The organism is Candidatus Phyllobacterium onerii, assembly GCF_028331445.1.
Classification (GTDB): domain Bacteria; phylum Pseudomonadota; class Alphaproteobacteria; order Rhizobiales; family Rhizobiaceae; genus Phyllobacterium; species Phyllobacterium onerii.
This window is the reverse complement of the sequence record NZ_JAQMHX010000003.1, coordinates 60,015-77,659: the sequence shown is the minus strand read 5'-3', so window position 1 is coordinate 77,659 and position 17,645 is coordinate 60,015. Positions and strand designations below refer to the sequence as shown.

The following is a 17,645-nucleotide window of genomic DNA, read 5'->3' as shown; positions in this document are numbered from 1 at the left end:
CGATGCATCCAGCGTATTCGATTATTGTTTTCACGACGCTGTCAGGTCTGGGCTACGGACTTGCGGTCGTGCTTGGGCTCGGTTTTCTGGATCCGTCGCTGCTAATGACCAAGCTTGCCTATTTGACTTCGCTGGCACTGATCAGCATTGGACTGGCAGCTTCGCTCTTGCATCTCGGCAACCCGCAACGTGCATGGCGGGCCTTGAGCCAATGGCGCTCCAGCTGGTTGTCACGCGAGGGTGTGATGGCAATCGCGACGTTTATCCCCCTGACGTTTAGTGCTGCGCTGGCAATTTTCGCCGATAGACATGATGTGATTTTGGGGTTTATCACTGTGCTTGGTGCTTTGGTGACAGTCTATTGCACGTCGATGATCTATGCGTCGCTCAAGACTGTGGACTCGTGGCATACGAAACTGACACCACTGTGCTTCCTGTTGTTTTCGCTAGCCGGTGGGTTCTTGTTCGCAAGTGCCTTTGTGGGAAATGGGTTGGTCGAGGAGTTGCTGGCGCTTCTGTTCGTTTTCCTGGCGTTAATCGCCAAACTGGTTTGGCGCAACCGCGCCACGACACTCTTACCCATTTCGACGCCGGAAACGGCAACTGGTCTTGGCTTCATCGGCAAGGTGCGGCTGTTTGAGCGCCCGCATACGCTGGACAACTATCTGACGCGGGAGATGGGCTTTCGCGTTGCCCGCAAACACGCCGCAAAGCTGTGGGTGATCGCCTTTATTTGCGGTGTGGTCCTCCCTATCCTGGCGCTTTTGCTGGCGATGACCATTGGCGAAGGGCTGACCGCGCAGATTGCGCTTGTTTTCAGCGTCATCGCATATGTGTTGGGGATTCTTGTCGAGCGCTGGTTGTTCTTTGGCGAAGCCAAACATGCGGTGATGAACTACTACTAATTGCTGTTCCAGCGCTTGTGAAACCACATCCACTGACCGGGGTATTCGCGTACCCAAGACTCGACCTTGTCGTTCAGAGCCTGGACAGTTGCGGCAAGGTCCACGGCTCCTTTGTCATCGCGCGGTATCTCCATCTTCTCTTCAAGTTCCAGCCGGAACCGGCCACCTGGCAGGCGGACACAGCGCGCCGGATAGACATCGCACTCATATTGACGCACGAGTTTCGCGAGAAGTGGATTGGTTTTGCATGGGCGGTTGAAAAAAGTAGAAGGGATGCCGCGTTTGAATTTTTGATCGACCAGCATGCCGACATTGCCATTGTTGTTGAGGACGGTGGCGAGCGACCAAGCTGCACCGGCCTTCGATGGAACGAGATGCCCCATGTTGGTGCGGCGTGCCCCAAGGATTTTCTTGGCAACATAGGGGTTGTTCGGTGGGCGAAACAGCGCAGTGACATTCAGATCGAATGTCGCCGCGCAGATCGGCAGCAGCTCGAAATTCCCCGTATGACCGGTGAAGAATATATGCGGGCGATCCTTCTCGTCCCGTATGCGTTCGAAGATCTCACGGCCCTGAACCTCGACTAATCCGGGCGTGTCGTCGTGCGGATCGAAATCGAAGATCGCATCCAGAAACACATACTCGGCCGTCAGGCGCGCCATGTTTCCCCACATGTCGCGCGCAATCTTCTGCAGTTCCTCTTCGGGTTTCTCCGGATAGGCTTTACGCAGGTTGCTCATCGCAATGCGATGGCGGCCCATCAATGGACCAATTTTACGCGCTGCGGCATCGGTAAAATCCATAGCTGCCTTCGCGGGCAGCATACGGAGCAATTTCAGGACACCGAAAATGACAAATGCCGACAGCCAGTAGTTGAATTTCTTCAACCGCTGGCTCCAACGGAATAGCGCTAATTTTGTATTGAGCTTCATTCTGGATCAGTTTACGCGCAGGATGATCTTGCCGAAGACGTCCCGGCCTTCCATCCGCTTCAATGCGGTATCGATATCATCGAAGCCGACTTCGGTGTCGATGACTGGATGGACAATGCCCCGCGCCATCTTCTGCATGGCATCAGCCATGTTTTCCATGCGGCACCCGAACGAGCCGAGAAGTTTCAACTGCTGCTGGAACAGCATCATAAGGTTCATGCTGGTTGAAACACCCGACGTCGAGCCGCAGGTGACCAGCCGCCCACCGCGGCGCAACGACAGCATGGAGCCCGCCCATGTATCGGCGCCGACATGTTCGAAGACAACATCAACGCCCTTCTTCTTTGTCAACTTGCGCACGACACCCTCGAAGCGGTCCTCGCGATAATTGATGACGTGATCTGCCCCCAGGGCCTTGGCCTTCTCGATCTTGTTATCCGAGCCGACGGTCGTGATAACCGTACAGCCCATCTTCTTGGCAAGCTGTATTGCCGCCGAGCCAATGCCAGAGCCACCAGCGTGGACGAGAATCGTTTCTCCCGGTTCAAGTTTCGCATTATCAAACAGCATGTGCTCGACCGTTCCAAAGGTCACCGGCGCAACGGCAGCACCGATTTCGTCGACGCCAGGAGGAGCTGGGACAAGCAAACGGGCTTTGAGGTTTACTTTTTCTTGGGCGAAGCCATCGAGATGGAAGCCGTGCACCCCTGAAACATGCTCGCAAAGATTGTCGCGACCTTCGCGGCAGGGACGGCACAATCCGCAGGTCTGTGCACCATAGATCGAGACGAGCTGGCCTGGTAGTAGATTGCCGACGCCCGCGCCGATCGTATCGACAACGCCTGAAGCTTCCGCGCCGATCGTCAATGGCATCTTGCGCTTGGCAAAGGCCATGCCTCGCCAGCCCCAGACATCAATGTGATTGAGTGCAACAGCTTTGATGTTGACGGTGACCTCACCGGGACCGGGCGCAGGTGGGGGCGCAACATCGACGATCTCGAGCTTGCGGTCTTCAATCAATTGTAGTGCACGCATATCCGTTTCCTTATTCAGGCCACGGATTAGTTCGGTTCTGCCGTCATGACAAGACACGTATTTTGTCCGCCGAAGCCGAATGAACTGGAAAGCACCGATGAGACACTTGCTTCGCGCTTAACGTTGGGGACGACATCCATGACAATTGCCGGATCAGGATTGTCATAGTTGATCGTTGGCGGGATGGTACCGGTCTGAATAGTCAGTACAGAGAATACGGCTTCGATCGCGCCGGCAGCGGTCAATGTATGGCCGATCATCGACTTGTTTGACGACACTGGCAGCGACGAAATGCGGTCGCCGAAGACGGTCGACAGCGCAAGATATTCCATCTTGTCGTTTTCTGGCGTTGATGTTCCATGGGCGTTGATATAGTCGATTGCGTCTTCCTTAATCCCTGCATCTTCAAGGGACGCGCGTACCGCACCAATGGCCGGCGAACCGTCCGGTTTCGAACGGGTTCGATGGAAGTCATCGGCCTTTTCACCACAACCACGCATGATGCCAAGGATATTTGCACCGCGTGCGATGGCCGATTCGAGTGATTCCATCACCATAGCGCCGGAGCCTTCTGCCATGACAAACCCATCTCGATCCTTCGAGAAGGGTTTCGCGGCCTTGTGGGCTGGCTCGTTATGGGTGGATAGCGCAGAGAGCAGCGAAAATCGGACCAGCGCTTCGGCGGAGACCGAACCATCGGTACCGATCGACAGAACCCTGTCGCTTTCGCCGCGACGGATAGCTTCCACGCCCAACTGAATGGCAGTCGCGCCAGAAGCGCAAGCTGTAGACAAAGTGATCGGTAAACCGCGCGTGCCGAATTTATCCGCCAGAACCTCAGCGATATAGCCAAATTCCGCTGTTTTGAACATGTCGACCTGCGGACCGCGACGGCATGCGGCAAGCAGCAGATCGTATCCGGGCTCACCTTCAGATTTGACCAATGCGTCCAAGGCAAAGCGATTGCGCCATTCGAGCTCAACCGGTGGGGCAGCGAGGAAAAGCGGACCGCTGAAGTCATCGACTGGAAAACCGGCCTGCGCTACAGCTTCCTCCGCTGCAAGCGAAGCGAGCTTTTGTGACAGTGCCGACGCACCTTGGGTGCTTTCTTCAAGAAAATCTACTGTCCCGGCGATCTGCGTTCGCAGATTGTCCAAGGCGAACCGTGTAATCGTGTGGATACCGGACGTGCCGGAAGTCAGCGCAGCCCAGTTCTCTTCCTTGCCCTGTCCGAGGGATGAGACAACCCCGAGACCGGTTATGGCGACGAGGGGTCGGCCGAAATGATCAGTATATTTGGACATGAAGATATCCCTTAAACTTTGACCAGGCGGGCAACGCCTTCGCCACGAGTCCCGCCAATGGACGTTGCGAGTGCGGTATCGACGCGGGACGGTCCGGCCTTCTCGTTTTTCGCGTCGACAGGCGGGAAGGCAGATCCATTAAAAACGCTCAGCGCAGCAAGAGCAACGACCAGCGGGAATTGTGCCTCGCGCAGATGGCCGAGTTTGCCCGCGACGCCGCGCACCATCGAACTCGGGAATGTATCGAGCGCCGCTTTTTCTGCCGCAGTTACGTGTTTAGCCCCACTGGCGCCTGAAATGATCAGATCTGCTGCTTTGTCTGCACTGGCCGCACCGATCAGCTTGGCAACGGTTTGGGTTAAATCATCGCGGCTGCGTCGAATTTGTGCGCTGTAGATTCCACCGATAGCAGCATACACTCGTGCACCGCGTTTTTGTGCGTGTTCCGCACTTTCCAGAACAAGGAATGCACCGCCAGATCCGGTAACGATCCCGCCTCCCGCGCTGTCTTCTCTTTGCCAAAGCGGCGCCCAACCGTCACGCTTGAGCATCCCATTCAATTCGTAACCCAACAACATGTCTGGATGCTGGGAATTGTACGCACCACCAACAAGCGCATGTGTACTCTGTCCGGAGCGAATACGAGCTACAGCTGTATCGATCGCCGAGATCCCCGAGCCTTCCTCACCCATGAATGTACGCGAAGAGCCGGTAACCTTGTGGACGATGGAGATATTTCCAGCAAGCAGGTTCGAAAGCTGTGCCAAAAACAAGGTTGGGCGTAGCTCGGTCGTGAGCTTCTCGTTTAGCATCGTTCCGATATCATTGCGCAGACGCGCTTCGGCAAGGATTTGCGTGTCTACCGAGACGTCGCGTTCCCCACCGCCTGCCGCCACCACCATATCCATGCTGGCGCAGAGCGATTCGTCGTCTTTTATGCCTGCATCCTGCAGCGCGAGGCCAGCTGTGTAGGTCCCTATACGCTGCCACGTCTCCATCTGCCGCTGGTCGCCCCGCTTCGGTATCTGGTTGTTCCAGTCGACTTCGACGAGCGGATGAACGGTATACGGCTTGAACGTTTCGCCATCGATGCTGGGTTCGAGCCCGTCATTGAACGCCTTCCAATGGGCGTCGACGCCTTCGCCAAGTGATGAAATCAGTCCGATACCAGTAATGACGACGGTGTTGTTCTGCATTGTCTCGCAACACCGTTTGTACGGTGTACCCGGTTAGCTGGAAAATCAGGCCTTCTTGGCAGCGACGAGTTCGTCGATCTTGGCACACAGGTTTTTCAACACGAAGTATTCTTCGGTCGGAACCTTGCCGTCATTAACTTCCTGCGTCCACTGTTCAAGCGGGATCTTGATACCGAAGGCCTTGTCGATCGCAAAAACGATGTCCAGGAAATCAAGGCTATCGATCCCCAGATCGTCAATTGTGTGACTCTCCGGCGTAATGGAGTCGCGATCGATCTCGCTGGTTTCGGCAATGATGTCGGCGACCTTGTCGAATGTATCGGACAATTGATTTTCCTTTGCTTATCGTGCCTCAGGCAAGGGCACTGATGTAGAATGAAGCCGGTATCTAGCGTTTTTCATGCTTCAGGGAAAGACCAAAGCTGCGCTGTGATTAGTCGAATATGATTCTTCCTGCGATATGAATGGTTTCACCTTCCTCGGCTTTGGAAACAACGACTGCCTCCGTCGGACGCGGCGTGACACCGGTCAGAGCGATGATATTGGCGCGATCAGTCATCATTACCAGGTTGCCAAGGCCCTTGAATGCGACGATCTCCGCACGAATTTGGTCGATCTGGACGTGTTTGGCAGCTTCGTCCCCAGGCAATGGATCGAGCGGCTTAAAGATTTCGGCGGAGATTGAATCGAATGACAGCCGTGCGGTTTCCCGTGCATTGCAGGTAGAACTTGTAAGAACTTTGTCGATTCGCACCCCGCGTGCGGCAAAACGGGCTCCAAGTTTTTGCGCCAGCTGGCGCCCGCGGTCGGAGAGCGTTTGCGTGACCGAACAATCGGCCGAGCTGTCAATGATTGGACTCAAGGTTCCGGAAGCATCGGCGCCTTGAATGAGAATTGTGTATCCGCCGCGCTGTACTCTCGCCCATGCAGCATCTGTCGCATATGCGTGCGATACGACAAAAACCAGGCTGAACAGCGCATACATAGAAATTGCCCAAGGGCGGAATTGCTTCAACATCATTCTCCTTAGCAGTCGAGATGGGGATTTGTTGAAGAAAAATAAAGCCATGCAACCAGAACGTCTTGCACCGCCGGATTTGCCGGCCTATTGCGGAATGCGATGGGTCTCATTCAAACAATCATCGTCGTTTTTGGTGTGATTGCCATCGCCTATGCAGCAGCGCATTTCAAGCTGCTGGATGAGCGAGTGGGTGACGGTCTATCTGATTTTGTCTTCGTGATCGCCGCGCCTTTGCTCCTGTTCAGGACAATGGTGACTGCTGATTTCCATGGCACAGCTCCTTGGTCGTTGTGGACCGCCTATTTTATTGGTGTGATAGTCGCGTGGGCGGCATCGGATCTGGCGATCAAGCTGTTCTTTGGACGAGACAACCGCGCTGGCGTTGTGGCCGGCGTCTCTGGAGCATTTTCCAATCTCGTTTTTCTTGGCATGCCGCTCATGCTCGGGGTCTTCGGCCAGAATGGCTTTGCGATCCTGTCTTTGATCGTCGCCGTCCATATGCCTGTCATGATGGCCGCCTCGATCACGCTGCACGAATTGGCCATGAGGAGGGACGGCGTGTTCAAGGGCGAGAGTCATTGGGTCGCAGTGATCGGATCGTTCTTCAACAGCTTGCTGCGCAACCCATTTGTGCTGGGCATCCTCGCCGGCTGGATATGGCGCCTGCTGGGTTTGCGAATGCCGGACGCAGCCGACGCGTTGATCGAGACCTTGAGTGGAGTGGCAGGACCCGTCGCGCTGTTCGCCATGGGCATGGGTCTGAAGAAGTTCGGCGTTTCTGGAAATATAGCAGCAGCGGTGCTCATGTCTGCCATCAAACTTGTCCTTATGCCTGCCGTGGTGCTTGGCGCCGCGTGGTTGATCGGTCTACCACCATTTACCGCGAAAATCGCAGTGGTTGCCGCCGCGCTTCCGGCTGGCGTCAATTCTTACTTGATTGCCACACGCTTTGGCACGGGCCAGGCCCTCGCCTCCAATTCCATGGTGATGGCGACCGCTCTTTCAGCGCTGACACTGACGTTCTGGGTTTCCGTCGCCACGCGGATATTTGGTTGACGGAACCCCGTTGCAGCTTTTGCCAAAAAGGAGCAGGGTAGTTATATCGCCTTGACCAAGGCAGACATTGCCATGCGCAGTGCAGGGTTTATTTTTCACGGAACTCACGAACAACAATAACCCTTCGAACATAGGGAGAAACATGATGTTGCAGAAATCCAGCCAGTTCATGAAGCAGGCAAACCTCATAGACGGTGAGTGGGTGGCGGCAGATTCGGGCAAGACAATCGACGTCATCAACCCTGCTACCGGCCTGAAGATCGGTACCGTCCCAAATTCGGGCAAGGCCGAGACACAACGTGCCATCAACGCCGCGGCAAAGGCCTTCAAGACATGGCGTAAGACATCCGTACTGGAACGCTCGAAACTGATGCGCAAGCTGCACGACGCCATTTTGGACAATCAAGATGCGCTCGCTGAATTGCTGACACTGGAACAGGGTAAATCCCTTGCAGAATCCAAAGGTGAGATCGGCATGTCCGCCGCTTATATCCTCTGGTATGCAGAAGAAGCTCGCCGCACGTATGGCGATGTTGTTCCTTCCCCTTGGGCCGATCGTAGAATTCTGGTCACGAAAGAGCCTGTGGGGGTCATTGCAGCAATAACTCCCTGGAATTTCCCTTCCTCCATGCTCGCGCGCAAGATCGGTCCGGCGCTGGCGTCTGGTTGCACGGCGGTGGTCAAACCTGCGACGCAGACTCCCTATTCAGGGCTGGTCTGGGGCTCTCTTTGTGAAGAGGTTGGCATTCCGAAGGGTGTCGTCAACATTTTGACGGGGTCGGCGACGGAAATCGGCGGAGAAATTACGAGCAATGAGCTTGTTCGCAAGATCACCTTCACCGGATCGACGGAAATAGGCAAGATACTGATCAAACAAGCTGCGGACACGGTCAAGAAAGTCTCCATGGAGCTTGGCGGCAACGCGCCGTTCATCGTTTTCGACGATGCTGATGTCGATCGGGCTGTGGATGGAGCGATCATCGCGAAGTTCCGCAATTCCGGTCAGACTTGCGTCTGCACCAACCGTTTTTTGGTACAGGCCGGCATCTATGACACATTCGTCGAGAAGTTTGCCGCCGCTACCCAGAAACTAAAGATCGGAAATGGTCTGGAAGAAGGGACGCAGCAGGGGCCATTGATCGATGACAAGGCCGTCGCCAAGGTCGAGGAATTTATAGCAGATGCCACGCAGAAGGGCGGCAAGGTCATCACGGGCGGAAAACGTCATGCGCTTGGTGGCAGTTTCTTCGAGCCCACTGTGATCGCGGACGCTACGCCGGAAATGCTCTTCACCAAGGAGGAAATCTTTGGGCCGGTGGCGCCGATCTACAAGTTTCAAAGTGAGCAGGAAGCAGTCGACCTTGCGAACGATACGCAATTCGGTCTCGCCAGTTACTTCTACACACAGGATCTTGGGCGGGTGTTCCGCGTTTCGGAAGGGCTGAAATACGGTCTGATTGGCGTCAACGAGGGCATGATTACCACGGTGGAAGCCCCATTCGGCGGCTTGAAGGAATCCGGCCTCGGCAAAGAAGGCGGACATCAGGGTATCGAAGACTATCTCGACACGAAATATGTCTGCGTTGGCGGCTTGGGGTTGTAGAATGAATACGGAAGTTTTCGGCCACACGCCGGACGGCGAGGCAGTTCACCGCATTACAATTTCGGGTGGTGGATTAACCGCCGACGTACTGACGTGGGGCGCAGTTATCCAAGACCTGCGCCTCAAGGGGCATGCGCATCCGCTTGTCCTTGGGTATCGCGACTTTGCCGATTATCCCGTACACTCTCCCTACCTCGGTGCAACGATCGGCCGTTGTATCAACCGTATTCGCGACGGTGAGCTTGTGATCGACGGGAAGACCTACGAGCTCGAAAAAAACTTTCATGGCAGGCATAATATCCATGGCGGGAGCCGTGGTGCTGGCAAACGCATATGGGATGTTGTCGCTATTGGTCCGGATTACGTCACATTGACGGTCCAGCTTGGTGACGGCGAGATGGGTTTTCCTGGAAATCTGACAATCACGTGTACTTATATGCTGGAGCCCAAGGGAACTCTTGTGATCCGCATGGATGCAGTCACGGACAAGCCGACGATCTGCAATCTTGCGCATCACAGCTATTTCAATCTCGATGACGGAGGCGCAACCGAGGCGCTCGATCATCATGTCAGGATCGATGCGCAAGCCTATCTGCCGACGGACAGTGATCTCCTACCCGATGGCCGTGTCATGCCAGTTGCCGGGACAGCGCACGATTTCCGTAACTATCGAGCCGTCCGGCGCGAAGCGGACGGCAAGCAGGTCGTCTATGACAATAATTTCTGTCTTGCCAGCCAGCGCCGCCCATTGTGCCTTGTCGCTTCGGTAAAAGGTGCCCATTCCGGCGTCGAGATGAATGTTTCCACGACCGAGCCTGGCGTGCAATTCTACGCGGCGAATACATTAGGCGGGAAACCACCCATCGGGCTGACCGGCAAGACCTACGATAACTATGCAGGCCTTTGCTTCGAAGCGCAGACCTGGCCCGACTCCACTCACTTCCCGTATTTTCCACAGGCGATATTGCGTCCTGACGAAGTCTACAGCCAGATGACCAAATACAGCTTCAAGAAAACGCAAGCCTAGAGCAAAATTTGCTCTAGGCTTTGAATGCCTTCTTCGCTTCATCCATGGGGGCGAGTGCGCCATGGAATTCGACCACGCGGGCAGCCACCTTGTGTGCGTTGATCGCGGCGACAAGTGGATCGAGACCCGCGAGGCGCGAAGCAATGTATCCGCCGTTGAAGCTGTCACCAGCGCCTGTCGTATCGACAGCGTTGGCGCGAACCGCCGGCACTTCAGTAGTTGTTCCGCCGGCAATGACTAACGCCGGCTCCGTGCCATCTTTGACGACGATCTCGCGCACACCATAACCAGTGATGCGTGTAGCGGTATCGGCAGGCGTTGTATCACCGAATAGGGCGTTCTCATCCGGAAATGTTGGTAACGCGATATCGGTGACGTGAAATGCATTGCTCAAAACCTGCCGCGCGGTGTCGGCATTTTCCCACAGGCGAGGGCGGTAATTGGCATCGAAGACGACAAGCGAACCTTGACGGCGGGCATTACTAACGGCGTTGAGGACATTCTGGCGACTTTTGGGGCTCAAAATACCCATCGTGATGCCGGAAAAGTAGATGACTTGCCGACCATCAAGGCTTTTCGCCAAGGCGTCAGGATCATCGGCCAAATGGCGCGCTGCGGCATCATTGCGCCAATAGGTGAATGAGCGCTCGCTACCGGTTAGCGTGATGGCATAAATTCCGGGACGAGCGCCGACGATGGTCGGGCTATGGGCGGTATTGATAGCATTATCGCGGAGGAATCTGCGCTGTTTCACCGAGAAAGGATCATCGCCGAAGGCGGTGACATAATCGACAGCAAAATCTGTATCGGTGAGAGCCCGAACATACCAGGTAGTGTTGAGGGTGTCTCCCGCAAAACCCATGCGCCACTGATCGCCATTGGCGCCGGACAATTCGATCATGCACTCGCCAATGGCTGCAAATCCACTCATAAAATCCTCCGCTGTTCCGGTCGCAGCGACTGATATACAAGTGCATTGCCGTTGTCATTTCATAAAAACGAGAACTGTCATAATCAGTTCGTCATGCCGTGTTAGTCGGCGAACACGTCTTGAAGGAGAATTCAATGTCGCGGATCACGACAATCGATCAGCTCGAAGCCATCTACGGTGGCGGCATAACTGAAGCATCCACAGCCAAAGTTGCCGCTCGGATTACGCCGGAATACCGCAAGTTGATCGAGGGTTCACCTTTTGTGGCGCTCGCAACAAGTGGTCCTGAAGGTCTTGATTGTTCACCACGCGGTGATCTCGCGGGTTTTGTAAGGATTCATGACGAATCGACCTTGATGATGCCAGATCGCCGCGGCAACAACCGCGTTGACTCGCTCCGCAATATAGTTCGAGACCCGCGCGTGGCTTTGCTCTTCCTTATTCCCGGGCTGACGACAACGTTTCGCGTCAACGGGCGTGCATTTGTCGAAACGGATCAGGCGCTGCTTGACAGCTTTGTTGTCGATGGCAAGGCGCCGCGTTCCGTCACTGTTGTCGAAGTGGAGGAGGCCTATTTTCAGTGCGCTCGTGCATTAATTCGCTCCGAACTATGGAACCCGGCAAGGCACCGCTCGGCAAAAGAGTTTCCCACTCCGGGGCAGATACTGGCGGTGCTCAGCGAAGATCGGGTAGGGGGAGAAACCTATGATCGCGAATGGCCGGAGCGTGCCGCCAAGACAATGTGGTAGGTTATGCGGAGTTGTTGTTATCGATAGCAATTTCCAAGCGGTCCGCGGCAAAGCGGGTTTTTGAATATTGAATTGGATGGCCTTCGGTATCGACGTTGATGGCCGTTGCAACGAGAACAATTGCTCCGGGGGAGAGTTTCAAATGGCGCAACTCCTCTGCTTCGGCGTGACGCGCCGCGATGAGTGTCGATTTGCGCAGGTAGTCGTCTATTCCCGCCGCTTTGAGAGCAAATGTTATTGAGCCGGATGAGCGATAGTCTTCTGCCACATTGGGTACGCGCGCCGCATCAAACCAGGCCGTGGCGCACGAAACCGGATTGCCGTCTGCCGTGTGCATCGTGTCTATCCTGATCACTTGCCCCGATGGCATATCTAGCGCCTCGGCAACATCGGCGGGTGCTTCTTCAAGGCGGTGGGCAAGCAATATGCCCTTGGTTTCGCGTACCTGTGTGGAAAGGATCTGCGAAAAGCGCGTGCGCTCGCCGATGCGGTAGGTGAGCTTCCTGCTGTTGGCGACAAAGGTGCCGCGTCCTTGTTCGGCTCGCAGGACGCCCTCCTTGGTGAGCGCGGCTATAGCACTGCGGATCGTGTGGCGGTTGACCGCAAAACGCGTCGCCATTTCTATCTCAGGCGGCATGCGCGTGCCATTTGCCAGTTTTCCCGCCGAGATATCACCCCTGATCTGATCCGCGATCTGACGCCAGATTGCGACGCCACTGTTGCGTGTGATGAATCGTGCCGATGTCACGTTCTGTCATGCTCCTGTCATTGACCTGATCTATAAACATATGTATTGTCTAGTTGTATAGATGACTATACAAATTTCAGCGAGGTGTCAATGGGCAACGAAGATTCAAGCGCCACTACGAATGCTGGCGAAGCTGATTTCGGGCGCAAGGCTGCCATGGCCTTGCTGGCACAGGCAACTGTGCAGGAGATGAAGGATTTCTGGGCACATTGGGCGGACAAGCCGCAGGTCGAGACCTTGCGTGGGCCGGAAACCGGCCTCGTGATGATGCGGGGACGCATTGGTGGTGGCGGCGCTCCTTTCAATCTCGGCGAAGCAACAGTCACGCGTGCAACTGTGCGGCTCGGTAATGGTGCGGTTGGTCACGCTTACGCCCTTGGACGATCGAGTGAGAAAGTCCGACTCGCGGCGATCTTCGATGCGCTTTGGCAGGAACCGGCCTATCGCCAGACGGTTGAGGACACGATCCTCGCCCCCATTGCGCAGCGCCTCAACGACAATCTCGAAGACAGACGTGCCGAAACGGCTGCGACCAAGGTCGATTTCTTCACAATGTTGCGAGGTGACAATTGATGCGCGCAGTGACGCAGGTGTATGAGGGCGGCTTCAGTGACGCCGTGTTCAATTCGCAAAAGGTCTTTCGGGCACTGATGGACGCTATGGCCAGCCCTGGCCGGGCAATTGAGATCGGCAATCTGGCGGCTGCTCCGTCGCCGATTTCTTCGGTTGCAGCGTCAGTTGCGGCTACTCTGTTCGATCATGACGCGACGGTCTGGTGCGACAAGTCGATTACCAGCTCGGCGGCTGCCATTGGCTGGCTGAAGTTTCATACCGGACTTGAACTGACGTCAAATCCATCGGACGCACAATTCGCGTTGATCGGCGACCTTGAGACGATGCCATCGTTAGAATCCTTTGCCAAAGGAACTTCGGAATATCCGGATCGCTCAACAACAATCATTCTCCAGATAGATGGTTTTAACGGGCCAGAAGAACTGACGCTGAGCGGCCCAGGCATCAAGGGCACGCAAGGCTTTGCGCCAAGCCAGTTGCCAAAAATGTTCGTAGATCAATGGGCCGCCAATCGCGGAGCATTTCCGCGCGGTATCGATCTTGTCTTCGCTGGCAAAGGCGCACTCGCTGCGTTGCCGCGCACGACGCGCATTTCAAAGAAGGAGGCGTGAGCCATGTATGTTGCTGTCAAGGGCGGTGAAGCCGCCATCCGCAATGCGCATAAACTGCTTGCCGACCGCCGCCGAGGCGATCGTTCGCTGCCGGCGATTGGCCTTGACCAGATCGTAGAACAGCTTGCATTGGCAGTCGACCGCGTCATGGCCGAAGGGTCGCTCTACGACACCGAACTCGCGGCACTGGCAGTAAAGCAGGCGCGGGGCGATGTGATCGAGGCGATCTTTCTGGTTCGCGCCTACCGCACCACATTGCCGCGCTTTGGTTATACCAAGCCGGTGGAGACCTCGCAGATGGCGATCGAACGACGCATATCTGCAACTTTCAAGGATTTGCCAGGCGGACAGTTACTCGGTCCGACATTCGACTATACGCATCGTCTGCTCGATCCCGAACTCGCCGAGGATGGCGTGGTGGAGACGCCTGATCATCGGGTGGAAGCACCGGAGCATACGCCACGCGTCACCGATATTCTCGGCCATGACGGTATGATTGAAGCCGATGGTGATATGCCCGAGGGTCTCGAGACAGGGGATCTTACACGCGAGCCGTTGTCGTTCCCGCTGGAGCGCGATTTGCGTTTGCAGGCGCTGGCTCGGGGTGATGAAGGGTTCCTTCTCGGTCTCGCCTATTCGACACAGCGAGGCTACGGGCGCAGCCATCCTTTTGCTGGCGAAATCCGTATCGGCGAAGTCGAAATCGAATTGGAAGTCGCCGAGCTTGATTTTCCTCTGACGCTGGGCCGCATTCGCGTCACCGAGTGCCAGATGATAAATCAATTCAAGGGCTCATCCAAACAGCCCCCGCAATTTACCCGGGGTTATGGCCTCGTATTCGGCCAAAGTGAGCGCAAATCCATGTCGATGGCGCTGTGTGACCGCGCGTTGCGGGCAAGGGAACTCGGCGAGGACATCACGGCTGCAGCGCAGGACGAGGAATTCGTCATTTCCCACAGTGACAATGTGCAGTCCACCGGCTTCGTCGAGCATCTGAAACTTCCGCACTATGTCGACTTCCAGGCAGAGCTTGACCTCGTGCGCCGCATGCGTGGAGAGCATGAACGCCGCGAGAGCGAAAACAGCGAAACCAAAGAGGCAGCAGAATGACGAGAGTGAGGTTCGACCATGTTGCACCAGTTCTGTTTCACGGATGGCTAGACAATCCACTAGGAAGGTGGCGAGGCCGATGCCTTTCCATCGGACGAAGCTGCCTGACAACGTGGTTGGCCGCCAGCCGGAAACCGATAAGGCCGGGTGAATTTTGCTCAAATCCTTCGGGCTTCGGCATCGTCCGATGGGAAGGCATCGGCCTCGCCAAATCCCTCGACCTTGAACCAAATTCCCTCCGGCAGAACGGTGCAATATGATCGAATCTCACTCTCAGCTTGCGACATATAATTTCGCCTATCTCGACGAACAGACGAAACGGATGATCCGCCGCGCCATCCTCAAGGCAATTGCCATTCCCGGTTATCAGGTGCCGTTCGCTTCGCGCGAAATGCCGATGCCCTATGGTTGGGGTACGGGCGGTGTTCAGGTGACAGCTGCGGTGATTGGCCCGAACGATACATTGAAAGTGATCGACCAGGGCGCCGACGATACGACCAATGCCGTGTCGATCCGCGCCTTCTTCCAGAAGGTTTCGAATGTCCAGGTAACTACAAAAACGACGGAGGCGACGATCATCCAGACGCGCCACCGCATTCCCGAAACTGCGCTGCAGGCTGGGCAAACGCTCGTCTATCAGGTGCCGATCCCGGAACCGCTGCGTTTTCTAGAGCCGCGCGAGACCGAGACACGAAAGATGCATGCGCTTGAAGAATATGGACTGATGCATGTGAAGCTCTATGAAGACATCGCTCGTCACGGTCGCATCGCCACGACATATGCCTATCCCGTGAAGGTCGAAGGTCGTTATGTGATGGATCCATCGCCCACACCAAAATTCGACAACCCAAAGATGCATCAATCCCCAGCATTGCAACTATTTGGCGCTGGGCGTGAGAAACGTATCTATGCCATCCCGCCCTACACGGAAGTTGTCAGCCTCGATTTTGAGGATCACCCATTCGAGATTCAGACATTCTCGGAGCCCTGCGCTCTATGCGGAGCCAAAGGCAGTTATCTCGACGAAGTCATTCTTGATGACAAAGGCGGCAGCATGTTTGTCTGCTCGGATACCGATTTTTGTGAGGATCGGCAGGCGGAGGGCCATCGCGGCCATCTCTCGGCCAATCCTGCACAGGCAGCAGTCAATCCTGCGGAGGCAGCAGAATGAGCGATATCCCACTCCTGAAAGTCAAAGCGCTTTCGAAATTCTACGGAAGCCGGATCGGCTGCCAAAACGTGGCCTTCGAGCTGTGGCCAGGCGAGGTTCTTGCGGTCGTTGGCGAATCCGGTTCAGGCAAGACAACACTGCTGGACTGTCTGGCAACGCGGCTTGCACCCTCCACGGGTTCGGTCGAATACCGGATGCGTGATGGCCAATTCCGCGACCTCTACCGCATGAGCGAGGCGGAGCGGCGCTTTCTGATGCGTACGGATTGGGGCTTCGTCCATCAGAATCCAGCGGATGGATTGCGCATGACTGTCTCCGCCGGAGCTAATGTCGGCGAACGGCTGATGGCTGTTGGCGACCGCCACTATGGCAAGATCCGCGCGACTGCTACTGATTGGCTTGGCCGTGTCGAGATTGCCGCCGACCGTATCGATGATCAGCCGCGCGCTTTTTCTGGAGGTATGCGCCAGCGCCTCCAGATCGCACGAAATCTCGTCACCAATCCGCGGCTCGTCTTTATGGATGAGCCGACAGGTGGTCTCGATGTGTCGGTCCAGGCAAGACTTCTCGATCTGCTCCGTGGTCTCGTTAGCGATCTTGGTCTGGCAGCCATTGTCGTGACGCATGATCTTGCGGTGGCGCGTTTGCTCTCGCACCGGATGATGGTGATGAAGGATGGTCACATTGTCGAGACCGGTCTTACGGATCGCGTTCTTGATGATCCTCAGGCGCCTTACACCCAGCTTCTCGTTTCCTCCATCCTGCAGGTCTAGGAGACAATCATGCCAACTCCTCTCGTTGTTTCCGACGTCGCCAAGAATTTCACCATGCACTTGCGCGATGGTATTCGTCTGCCCGTCGTAGCGAACGTCTCCTTCTCGATTAAAGCGGGTGAGTGCGCCGTTCTCGGCGGTCCCTCAGGAGCGGGCAAGAGCTCGATCCTGAAAATGGTCTACGGCAATTATGCCGTCGATCGCGGTCAGATCATCGTGCCTTACCGCGACCGGCTTGTTGACGTTGCGGCCGCCGATCCGCGCACGATGCTCGGCATCAGGCGCGACATGATCGGTTATGTCAGCCAATTCCTGCGTACGGTACCGCGCGTTTCGGCGTTGGACGTTGTCGCGGAACCGCTGATTGCACGCGGTGTTGATCGTACAGACGCACGCGACAAGGCCGGATCATTGCTTGCCGGACTCAATTTGCCTGAACGGCTGTGGTCGCTGCCACCGGCGACATTTTCGGGCGGCGAACAGCAGCGCGTCAATATTGCTCGCGGCTTCATTACAGATCATCCGATCCTGCTTCTCGACGAACCAACGGCGTCGCTTGATGCCAAGAACCGCGATGTGGTGGTCTCTATGATCCAGCAGAAGAAGGACACGGGTGTGGCGATGCTTGGCATCTTCCACGACCAGGATGTGCGGGAAGCTGTAGCCGACAGGATCATCGATGTCACGGCGTTTTCTGTCGCGAATGGCGTAGCGGCATAAGTCCATCTTTGGGCTTTATTCAATTCTAGATCATCGGTTTTTCGGGAGCGGATCACGCAAATTTGTGTGCCGCTCCTGTTCTCTTTTGCACCTTCCAGCTGGGTTTTCGGTGGATAACACATAGGCTGAGAAAGCAATCCGAAGTTGTCACGCAACTGAAATGAAACTGCCATCGCAGGT

General features: G+C 55.8%; 19 protein-coding genes. 11 read left to right on the top strand and 8 right to left on the bottom strand.

Going from position 1 to position 17,645, the window contains the following annotated elements; translation table 11 throughout:
- Nucleotides 1-2 precede the first annotated feature (2 nt).
- Entirely contained in the window at nucleotides 3-905 is a 903-nt protein-coding gene (locus PHA01_RS08440; protein ID WP_271894539.1) for a dimethyl sulfoxide reductase anchor subunit family protein, read from the top strand.
- Here PHA01_RS08440 and PHA01_RS08435 read toward each other — a convergent pair.
- The 6 genes from PHA01_RS08435 to PHA01_RS08410 all read right to left on the bottom strand — a co-directional run bounded on the left by PHA01_RS08435 (nucleotide 902) and on the right by PHA01_RS08410 (nucleotide 6,393).
- Nucleotides 902-1,837 (bottom strand): lipid A biosynthesis lauroyl acyltransferase, encoded by a 936-nt coding sequence (locus tag PHA01_RS08435; RefSeq protein WP_271894538.1) that lies wholly within the window; start codon nucleotides 1,835-1,837, stop codon nucleotides 902-904. The genes PHA01_RS08440 and PHA01_RS08435 overlap by 4 nt on opposite strands.
- A 6-nt stretch (nucleotides 1,838-1,843) precedes the next feature.
- A complete protein-coding gene (locus PHA01_RS08430; protein WP_271894537.1) occupies nucleotides 1,844-2,872 on the bottom strand; it encodes a zinc-binding dehydrogenase in 1,029 nt (342 codons plus the stop codon).
- A gap of 26 nt (nucleotides 2,873-2,898) precedes the next feature.
- Nucleotides 2,899-4,176, bottom strand: coding sequence for a beta-ketoacyl-ACP synthase (locus tag PHA01_RS08425; protein ID WP_271894535.1), 1,278 nt, complete (start codon nucleotides 4,174-4,176; stop codon nucleotides 2,899-2,901).
- An 11-nt stretch (nucleotides 4,177-4,187) separates the two neighbouring features.
- Complete coding sequence (locus PHA01_RS08420) at nucleotides 4,188-5,372, bottom strand: beta-ketoacyl-ACP synthase (RefSeq protein ID WP_271894534.1); 1,185 nt, start codon at nucleotides 5,370-5,372, stop codon at nucleotides 4,188-4,190.
- A gap of 45 nt (nucleotides 5,373-5,417) precedes the next feature.
- On the bottom strand, nucleotides 5,418-5,699 hold the full coding sequence (locus PHA01_RS08415) for an acyl carrier protein (protein WP_008123430.1): 282 nt from the start codon (nucleotides 5,697-5,699) through the stop codon (nucleotides 5,418-5,420).
- Between the two features lie 106 nt (nucleotides 5,700-5,805).
- Complete coding sequence (locus PHA01_RS08410) at nucleotides 5,806-6,393, bottom strand: histidine phosphatase family protein (protein WP_271894533.1); 588 nt, start codon at nucleotides 6,391-6,393, stop codon at nucleotides 5,806-5,808.
- Nucleotides 6,394-6,492: 99 nt separating this feature from the next.
- On the opposite strand from PHA01_RS08410, the gene PHA01_RS08405 reads away from it, so the two are divergent.
- From PHA01_RS08405 to PHA01_RS08395, 3 genes are all read left to right on the top strand, one after another.
- Entirely contained in the window at nucleotides 6,493-7,449 is a 957-nt protein-coding gene (locus PHA01_RS08405; RefSeq protein ID WP_271894532.1) for an AEC family transporter, read from the top strand.
- 145 nt (nucleotides 7,450-7,594) lie between these two features.
- Complete coding sequence (locus PHA01_RS08400; protein ID WP_271895046.1) at nucleotides 7,595-9,052, top strand: NAD-dependent succinate-semialdehyde dehydrogenase; 1,458 nt, start codon at nucleotides 7,595-7,597, stop codon at nucleotides 9,050-9,052.
- Between the two features lies 1 nt (nucleotide 9,053).
- Nucleotides 9,054-10,079 carry an aldose epimerase family protein gene (locus PHA01_RS08395; protein WP_271894531.1) on the top strand — a complete coding sequence of 342 codons (1,026 nt, stop codon included), beginning with the start codon at nucleotides 9,054-9,056 and terminating at the stop codon, nucleotides 10,077-10,079.
- 13 nt (nucleotides 10,080-10,092) lie between these two features.
- Here the strand turns inward: PHA01_RS08395 and PHA01_RS08390 are convergent, their stop codons facing one another.
- Nucleotides 10,093-11,010 carry a sugar kinase gene (locus tag PHA01_RS08390; RefSeq protein WP_271894530.1) on the bottom strand — a complete coding sequence of 306 codons (918 nt, stop codon included), beginning with the start codon at nucleotides 11,008-11,010 and terminating at the stop codon, nucleotides 10,093-10,095.
- Between the two features lie 134 nt (nucleotides 11,011-11,144).
- On the opposite strand from PHA01_RS08390, the gene PHA01_RS08385 reads away from it, so the two are divergent.
- Nucleotides 11,145-11,759 carry a pyridoxamine 5'-phosphate oxidase family protein gene (locus tag PHA01_RS08385; RefSeq protein WP_271894529.1) on the top strand — a complete coding sequence of 205 codons (615 nt, stop codon included), beginning with the start codon at nucleotides 11,145-11,147 and terminating at the stop codon, nucleotides 11,757-11,759.
- Nucleotide 11,760: 1 nt separating this feature from the next.
- Here the strand turns inward: PHA01_RS08385 and phnF are convergent, their stop codons facing one another.
- A complete protein-coding gene (gene phnF, locus PHA01_RS08380; RefSeq protein ID WP_271894528.1) occupies nucleotides 11,761-12,507 on the bottom strand; it encodes a phosphonate metabolism transcriptional regulator PhnF in 747 nt (248 codons plus the stop codon).
- Between the two features lie 90 nt (nucleotides 12,508-12,597).
- Between phnF and phnG the strand changes: the two genes are divergently transcribed.
- The 6 genes from phnG to phnL all read left to right on the top strand — a co-directional run bounded on the left by phnG (nucleotide 12,598) and on the right by phnL (nucleotide 17,465).
- Nucleotides 12,598-13,080, top strand: coding sequence for a phosphonate C-P lyase system protein PhnG (phnG, locus tag PHA01_RS08375; protein WP_271894527.1), 483 nt, complete (start codon nucleotides 12,598-12,600; stop codon nucleotides 13,078-13,080).
- The gene (phnH, locus tag PHA01_RS08370) at nucleotides 13,080-13,691 is read left to right on the top strand and encodes a phosphonate C-P lyase system protein PhnH (protein WP_271894526.1); all 612 of its coding nucleotides are present in this window, start codon (nucleotides 13,080-13,082) and stop codon (nucleotides 13,689-13,691) included. Before phnG ends, phnH begins: the two co-directional genes overlap by 1 nt.
- A gap of 3 nt (nucleotides 13,692-13,694) precedes the next feature.
- The gene (locus PHA01_RS08365; protein WP_271894525.1) at nucleotides 13,695-14,801 is read left to right on the top strand and encodes a carbon-phosphorus lyase complex subunit; all 1,107 of its coding nucleotides are present in this window, start codon (nucleotides 13,695-13,697) and stop codon (nucleotides 14,799-14,801) included.
- A gap of 256 nt (nucleotides 14,802-15,057) precedes the next feature.
- Nucleotides 15,058-15,972, top strand: coding sequence for an alpha-D-ribose 1-methylphosphonate 5-phosphate C-P-lyase PhnJ (locus PHA01_RS08360; RefSeq protein WP_271894523.1), 915 nt, complete (start codon nucleotides 15,058-15,060; stop codon nucleotides 15,970-15,972).
- Entirely contained in the window at nucleotides 15,969-16,745 is a 777-nt protein-coding gene (phnK, locus tag PHA01_RS08355) for a phosphonate C-P lyase system protein PhnK (protein ID WP_271894522.1), read from the top strand. The genes PHA01_RS08360 and phnK overlap by 4 nt, the downstream gene beginning before the upstream one ends.
- A 9-nt stretch (nucleotides 16,746-16,754) precedes the next feature.
- The gene (gene phnL / locus PHA01_RS08350) at nucleotides 16,755-17,465 is read left to right on the top strand and encodes a phosphonate C-P lyase system protein PhnL (RefSeq protein WP_271894521.1); all 711 of its coding nucleotides are present in this window, start codon (nucleotides 16,755-16,757) and stop codon (nucleotides 17,463-17,465) included.
- Nucleotides 17,466-17,645: the final 180 nt, after the last annotated feature.